This window comes from Streptomyces sp. NPDC021356, from assembly GCF_040641015.1.
In the GTDB taxonomy this organism is placed as follows: Bacteria; Actinomycetota; Actinomycetes; order Streptomycetales; family Streptomycetaceae; genus Streptomyces.
This window is the reverse complement of sequence record NZ_JBFACU010000032.1, coordinates 96,592-104,014: the sequence shown is the minus strand read 5'-3', so window position 1 is coordinate 104,014 and position 7,423 is coordinate 96,592. Positions and strand designations below refer to the sequence as shown.

3 protein-coding genes and 1 pseudogene are annotated in these 7,423 nt (G+C 74.2%); all 4 read left to right on the top strand.

Annotated features, from left to right (window positions below; genetic code table 11):
- A pseudogene (locus tag AB0G56_RS32790) lies at positions 1–379 on the top strand (TetR family transcriptional regulator); the annotation flags it as partial.
- A 46-nt stretch (positions 380–425) separates the two neighbouring features.
- On the top strand, positions 426–1,583 hold the full coding sequence (locus AB0G56_RS32785) for an acetyl-CoA C-acetyltransferase (protein ID WP_360976712.1): 1,158 nt from the start codon (positions 426–428) through the stop codon (positions 1,581–1,583).
- A gap of 432 nt (positions 1,584–2,015) precedes the next feature.
- On the top strand, positions 2,016–5,984 hold the full coding sequence (locus AB0G56_RS32780; protein ID WP_360976709.1) for a Pls/PosA family non-ribosomal peptide synthetase: 3,969 nt from the start codon (positions 2,016–2,018) through the stop codon (positions 5,982–5,984).
- Positions 5,981–7,408: a M1 family metallopeptidase gene (locus tag AB0G56_RS32775; RefSeq protein WP_360976706.1), complete on the top strand. Its 1,428-nt coding sequence runs from the start codon at positions 5,981–5,983 to the stop codon at positions 7,406–7,408. Before AB0G56_RS32780 ends, AB0G56_RS32775 begins: the two co-directional genes overlap by 4 nt.
- Positions 7,409–7,423 lie beyond the last annotated feature (15 nt).

Here is a 7,423-nt window from a genome sequence, read left to right as displayed (position 1 = left end):
CGCCGTCCTGGCCTCCGGTCTGGGGCCGCGGGAGACCATCGAGGCTCTCGTCACCGAGTCCTTCCGGGAGATCGACCGGCACCGTGCCGCCGTCGCCATCTACCAGAAGGAGTCCAAGCACCTGCGGTCCCTGCCGCGTTTCGGGTATCTCGCCGGCTCCCAGCAGCGGTTCGAGAAGGCGTGGCTGGGGACGTTGGAGCGCGGTGTGGCCACCGGGGCCTTCCGCGCGGACCTGGACGTCCGGCTGACCTACCGCTTCGTGCGCGACACCGTGTGGGTCGCCGCGTCGTGGTACCGGCCGGGCGGACAGCACAGCGCGGAGGAGATCGCCCGCCAGTACCTGTCGATGGTGCTGGAGGGCATCGCCGCCCGCGACTGACACCACGCACGACACGACACGTCACAGTCTCTGAAGGAGCACAGGTATGGCCGAGGCATACATCGTCGAAGCGGTCCGCACCCCCGTCGGCCGCCGGGGCGGCGGGCTGTCCGCAGTGCACCCGGCCGACCTGGGCGCCCATGTGCTGAAGGCGCTGGTGGCGCGCTCCGGGGTGGACCCGGCCGCGGTGGAGGACGTGGTCTTCGGCTGTCTGGACACGGTGGGGCCGCAGGCCGGCGACATCGCCCGCACCTGCTGGCTGGCGGCCGGGCTGCCGCAGGAGGTGCCCGGTGTGACCGTGGACCGGCAGTGCGGATCGTCCCAGCAGGCGCTGCACTTCGCCGCCCAGGGCGTGCTGTCCGGTACCCAGGACCTGGTGGTCGCGGGTGGCGTGCAGAACATGTCGCAGGTCCCCATCGCCTTCGCCGGCCGGCAGGCCGCCGAACCGCTCGGACTCACCCAGGGCCCCTACGCCGGCTCCGCGGGCTGGCGCGCCCGCTACGGCGACCAGCCGGTCAACCAGTTCCACGGCGCGGAGCTGATCGCCGGGAAGTGGGGCATCACCCGGCGCGAGATGGAGGAGTTCGCACTGCGTTCGCACCGGCGGGCCGTCCGCGCGGCCGACGAGGGCCGCTTCGACCGCGAGATCGTCGCCTTCGGGGACGTGAGCGCCGACGAGGGGCCGCGCCGGGACACCAGTCTGGAGAAGATGGCCGCGCTCACCCCGCTCGTCGAGGGCGGCCGGCTCACGGCGGCGGTCTCCTCGCAGGTCTCCGACGGCGCCTCCGCGATCCTCCTCGCCTCCGAGCGGGCGGTACGCGAACACGGGCTCACCCCGCGCGCCCGGGTGCACCACCTCTCGGTGCGCGGTGAGGACCCGATCCGGATGCTGTCGGCGCCGATCCCGGCCACGGCGTACGCGCTGAAGAAGGCCGGCATGGCCATCGACGACATCGACCTGGTCGAGATCAACGAGGCGTTCGCCCCGGTCGTCCTGGCCTGGCTGAAGGAGACCGGCGCCGACCCGGAGAAGGTCAACGTCAACGGCGGCGCCATCGCGCTGGGGCATCCGCTGGGCGCCACCGGCACCAAGCTGACGACCACGCTGCTGCACGAACTGGAGCGCACCGGCGGCCGGTTCGGCCTGCAGACGATGTGCGAGGGCGGCGGCCAGGCCAACGTCACCATAATCGAGCGACTCTGACCGACTATCATATTGACTTGTCGGATTCGCTTGTCGGATGCGCTTGTCAGGTTCGCCTGTCAGGTTCCTGAGAGAGCGCATCGGCGGCCGGCGGCGTAGGCGTACCGCCGGTCCCCTCTCGCACGGTTCTCCCGCTCGGCGCGCAGCTCCTGACAGGCAAGCGCCGCACACAGTGATCCGCAGCATTTCTTACCCGGAAAGAAGTACCGGCCTTTTTCTCGCCGCTTTCTTTCCGGGTTCCCGAAACCGCGTTCACGAGGTCACGTGTATTCGAACGCGGGTGAAAACAGCCCCTGTGGTTCCTCAATTCCTCCCCATGAACCGGTCCGGAATCACTTGCCGTGATTTGGTGCACCACCCCGCGCACCCCGGCGTCTGACCGACCGACAAGGGCCATCACGCCCACCTGGCACCACAGACAGAGGCACCACGATGTCTTCGCCCGTACTCGAGCCGCTCGGCCGACCGCACATGCCGCCCGGCGACCGGGCTCTCTTCCGCAGCGGGGACGCGCCACCCCCGCGTACCCTGATCGACGTCCTGCGCGCCACCGCCGCGGCGCATCCGCAGGCGCCCGCCCTGGACACGGGCGGCGACGTGCTCTCCTACGGCGACCTGTGCGCCGAGGTCCTCGACCGCGCCCGGCGCCTCGCCGGCCAGGGCATCGGCCCCGGCGACAGGGTGGGCGTGCGGGTGCCGTCCGGCACCGCGGAGCTGTACCTCTCGATCCTCGCGGTGCTCAGCTGCGGGGCGGCCTACGTACCGGTCGACGCCGACGACCCCGACGAACGGGCCGCCACCGTCTTCCGCGAGGCCGGGGTGTGCGCCGTCCTGGGCCCCGGCCCGCAACCGGCGGACCTGGCGCGGCCCACCGGCGCGACGGCGGGCGAACCGTTCGCGCCCGCGCCCGAGGACGACGCGTGGATCATCTTCACGTCCGGTTCGACCGGCGCACCCAAAGGCGTCGCCGTCACCCACCGGTCCGCCGCGGCCTTCGTCGACGCCGAGGCACGCCTCTTCCTCCAGGAGCGTCCGCCGGGACCGGGAGACCGGGTCCTGGCGGGACTCTCCGTAGCCTTCGACGCCTCCTGCGAGGAGATGTGGCTGGCATGGCGGTCCGGCGCCTGCCTCGTCCCCGCCGGACGCGCCCTGGTCCGCGCAGGCCACGAGCTGGGCCCCTGGCTCGACGAGCGGGGCATCACCGTCGTCTCCACCGTGCCGACGCTGCTGGCGATGTGGCCCGAACAGGCGCTGCGGCGCGTGCGGTTGCTGATCCTGGGCGGTGAGGCCTGCCCGCCCGGCCTCGTCGACCGGTTCGCCGCGCCGGGGCGCCAGATGTGGAACACCTACGGCCCCACCGAGACCACCGTCGTGGCCTGCGCCGCACTCCTCGGGCCCGGCCGCACCGTACGGATCGGACTGCCGCTCCAAGGATGGCAGCTGGCCGTCGTCGACGAGAGCGGGGAGCCGGTGGCGTACGGGGAGGAGGGCGAGCTGGTCATCGCCGGCGCGGGCACCGGGCGTTACCTCGACCCGGTCAAGGACGCCGAACGGTTTTGGCCCTGCCCCGCCCTCGACACGCCGCGCGCCTACCGCTCGGGCGACCTGGTGCGCGCCGACCCCGAAGGTCTCGTGTTCGTGGGACGCGCCGACGACCAGGTCAAACTCGGTGGCCGACGCGTCGAACTCGGGGAGATCGACGCGGCGCTCCTCGCCCTGCCCGGCGTACGGGCGGCGGCCGCGGCCGTACGGACGACGGCGGCCGGCACGGACCTGCTCGTCGGCTACGTCGTTCCCGCACCGTCCGCCGGGGGCGCGCCGGACTTCGACGCGGCCGGGGCCAGGGCGCTGCTGGGGGAGCGGCTGCCCGCAGCGCTCGTACCGGTCCTGGCCGAGGTGGCCGACCTGCCCGTACGCGCCTCCGGAAAGGCCGACCGCAAGGCCCTGCCGTGGCCCGTGCCCCTCGCCGGCGACGCGGGCGGCACCGACGGCCCGGAGCACGCGCTGCACGGGACGGCCGCGCGGCTGGCCGACCTCTGGGAGCGGCTGCTCGGCCTGCGGCCCGGCCCGGACAGCGACTTCACGGCCCTGGGCGGCACCAGCCTGACGGCGGCCCGGATGGCGTCGATGCTCAGGGAGCAGTACCCGGGCCTCTCGGTCGCCGACGTCTACCGGCACTCCGTGCTGCGGCACATGGCGGACCACCTCGACTCCCTGGCCGGCACCACGGCCGCCGTACGGCCCGCCCGGCCGGTCCCGAGGCGTACCTCGGTGATCCAGTTCTGCGTCCAGACGGCCGGCTACGGCATCGCCGGACTGCGCGGGCTGGTCGGCCTGGCGGCGGCCGACGACGTGCTCGGCCGGGTCGCCCCGCACGACTGGACACCGCACACGTCGTGGTGGCTGGTCCTCCTGGGCTGGCTGGTGCTGTTCAGCGCACCGGCGCGGTGCCTGATCGGAGCGGCCCTCGCCCGCACACTGACCGGCTCGATCACCAGCGGCGCCCATCCGCGGGGCGGAAGCGTCCACCTGCGGCTGTGGAGCGCCGAGCGGGCGGTGGCGGCCTTCGGCGTGCCGTCCCTGCTCGGCACCCCGTGGGCCGCCCTGTACGCCCGGGTCCTGGGCTGCACGACGGGCCGGGACGTCCGGTTGCACACCATGCCCCCGGTGACGGGCCTGGCCGACCTGGGCGACGGATGCAGCGTCGAGCCCGAGGCGGACATCTCGGGCTGGTGGCTCGACGGCGACACCCTGCACATCGGACGGGTCACCGTGGGCGCCGGCGCACGGGTGGGACACCGCAGCATGCTGCTGCCGGGCGCCGCCGTGGGACGCGGCGCGGAACTCACCGCCGGAAGCTGCCTGGACGCCCGTGTCCCCGACGGGCAGGTGTGGACCGGTTCCCCCGCCCGGCCCGCCGAGGGGGCCGAACGCGTGGCGGGCACCGGATGGCCCGCACCGCCCACCGGACGGCGCGGCCGCCGCCACCTGGCCTACGCGCTGTCCCTCGCCGCCCTGCCCCTGCTGTCACTGCTGGCCTTCGCACCCGCCCTGTTCGCGACCTGGCTGCTGGTGCGCCACACACCCGCCCTGTCGCAGGCGGCACTGCGCCTGCTCGCCGCAGCCCCCCTGTTCGCGGTCACGACGACGGTGTGCGGCATGCTGATCACCGCCCTCGCCGTACGCCTGCTCAGCCGCACCCTCACACCCGGTCTGCACCGCGCGGACGGAGCCGTGGCCTGGCGGGCCTGGCTGGTCACCCGGCTCCTGGACGGCGCCCGCGCCGGCCTGTTCCCCCTCTACGCGAGCCTCGCCACCCCGTACTGGCTGCGCCTGCTCGGCGCCCGCGTCGGCCGGAACGCCGAGATCTCGACCGTACTGCCGCTGCCGTCCCTGCTGGACGTGGCGGACGGGGCGTTCCTCGCCGACGACACGCTCGTCGCACCGTACGAACTGCGCGGCGGATGGATGCGGTTGGGGCCCGTGCGCATCGGGACGCGCGCGTTCGTCGGCAACTCCGGCATCGTCGGGCCCGGCCGTGACGTCCCCGACCGCGCGCTGGTCGGCGTGCTGTCCGACGCACCGGCCGACGGCAGGCCGGGCACGTCCTGGATCGGCCGGCCGGCGATGCCGCTGCCCCGCGTCCCCGACAACACCGACCCGGCCCGCACGTTCGCCCCGCTCCGGCGGCTGGTGGCCGCCCGCGCGGCCGTGGAGGCCTGCCGCCTGGTGCCCGTCGTCCTGGGCACGCTGCTGGCCGAGTGCGTGCTGCTGGGCGAGCAGGACGCGCTGGTCGCGGGCGGACTGCCGGCGGCGGCGCTCGTCGGCGCCCCGCTCCTGCTGGCCGCGGGCCTGACGGCCTGCCTGCTGACCACCGGCGCCAAGTGGCTGCTCGTGGGCCGGTTCCAGCCAGGTGAACGCCCCCTGTGGTCGTCGTTCGTGTGGCGCAATGAGCTGTTCGACACCTTCGTGGAGGTGCTGGCCGTGCCCTGGGGTGCCGGCGCCCACCTCGGCACCCCCGTGCTCAACTGGTGGCTGCGCAGCCTCGGCGCACGCATCGGACGCGGGGTGTGGTGCGAGACGTACTGGCTGCCCGAGACCGATCTGATCAGCCTCGGCGACGGGGTCAGCGTCAACCGCGGATGCGTGCTGCAGACCCACCTCTTCCACGATCGGATCATGCGGATGGACACCGTGCACGTGGCCGCCGGAGCGTCCCTGGGCCCGCACAGCATCGCCCTGCCCGGCACCACGATCGGCGCCGGGGCCTCGATCGCCGCGTCCTCGCTCGTGATGCGCGGCGAAACCGTGCCCGACGGCACCCGCTGGGCCGGCAACCCCATCGCGGGCGTCCGCGCACCCGACGCCGGCGCGGCGCTCACCGGAGGGGAGGCGGCATGACCCGGTGCACCCGGCGCGCCCTGATCCGCGGCGCCGCCCTCGCCCCGCTCGCCGCGACCGCCGCGGACCGCCTCACGGGGCCCGCCGCCGAGCGCTACTTCCCGGGCCACGGATCGTACGGCCACCACACCACCTCCTACGACCTGCGCCTCGCCTACGACCCGGCCGCCGGCACCCTCCGGGGCCGGGCCCGCATCCGAGCCGTGGCCGCCCGGCCCCTGCGCGAGGTGGAACTCGACCTCGCCCGGCTCGCGGTGCGCAGCGCCCGCGTCGACGACATCGAGGTCCGCACCAGGACCAAGCGCCACAAGCTGCTCCTGACCACTGCCCGCCCGCTCGCCGAGGGAGCCCCCTTCACCCTGGACATCTCCTACGGTGGCCGGCCGGGCCCCGTACGCACGCCGTTCGGGGCGATCGGCTGGGACCGCACCGGCGACGCGCACGGCGGAACCCTCGTCGCCGCCCAGCCGCTCGGCGCCCCCTCCTGGTTCCCCTGCAACGACCGCCCGGACGACAAGGCCGAGTTCGTCTTCCGCGTCACCGTGCCCCACGGGCACCACGTGCTCGCCAACGGGACGCTGACGGAACACAGCGACGACGGCGCCACCGAGTCCTGGACGTACCACCACAGCGGCCCCATGGCCCCCTACCTCGCCGCCCTCTACACCGGCCGCTTCGGCAACGACACCTGGCAGGCCCGCGACACCGCGACCGGCCGGTCCATCACCGGACGCAACGCCTACCCCGTCCGCCTGTCCCACCGCGCCCGCCACGACCTCGGCCGCCAGCCGGCCATGATCGAGGCGTTCACCGGCTGGTTCGGCCCGTACCCCTTCGAGACGTACGGCGCCGTCGTCGTCGACGCCGACCTGGACGAGCCCGTGGAGAACCAGACCCTCCCGGTCTTCGGACGCAACCACATCGACGGCGAACGGACCTGGGAGACCCTCGTCGCGCACGAACTCGCGCACCAGTGGTACGGCAACAGCGTGAGCCTGCGCGACTGGCGCGACATCTGGCTCAACGAGGGCTTCGCCACCTACGGCGAGTGGCTGTGGTCCGAGCACACAGGCGAGGACCCGGCCGACGCGATCGCCCGGCGGGAATGGGCCAGGCTGCACCGCGGCCCGCAGAACCTCCGGCTCGGCGACCCCGGCCAGGACCGCATCTTCGACGACCGCGTCTACACCCGCGGCGCCTGCGCCCTGCACGCCCTGCGCCTGACCACGGGCGACGAGCGCTTCTTCACCCTGCTGCGCGCCTGGCACCACGCCCACCGGGGCCGCAGCGCCGACACCCCCGCCTTCCTCGCCCACGCCGCCCGGTACACACCCCAGACCCCCGAGCCGCTCCTGCACACCTGGCTCTACGACAAACCCCTCCCGCCCCTGCCCCCACCCCGGCCGGCCGCCGCCCGGCCCTGAAGGCAGCCTCCCGCC

Coding starts and splice junctions, on each gene's coding strand:
- AB0G56_RS32785 (WP_360976712.1), top strand. CDS start 426: ATGGCCGAGGCATACATCGTCGAAGCGGTCCGCACCCCCGTCGGCCGC.
- AB0G56_RS32780 (WP_360976709.1), top strand. CDS start 2,016: ATGTCTTCGCCCGTACTCGAGCCGCTCGGCCGACCGCACATGCCGCCC.
- AB0G56_RS32775 (WP_360976706.1), top strand. CDS start 5,981: ATGACCCGGTGCACCCGGCGCGCCCTGATCCGCGGCGCCGCCCTCGCC.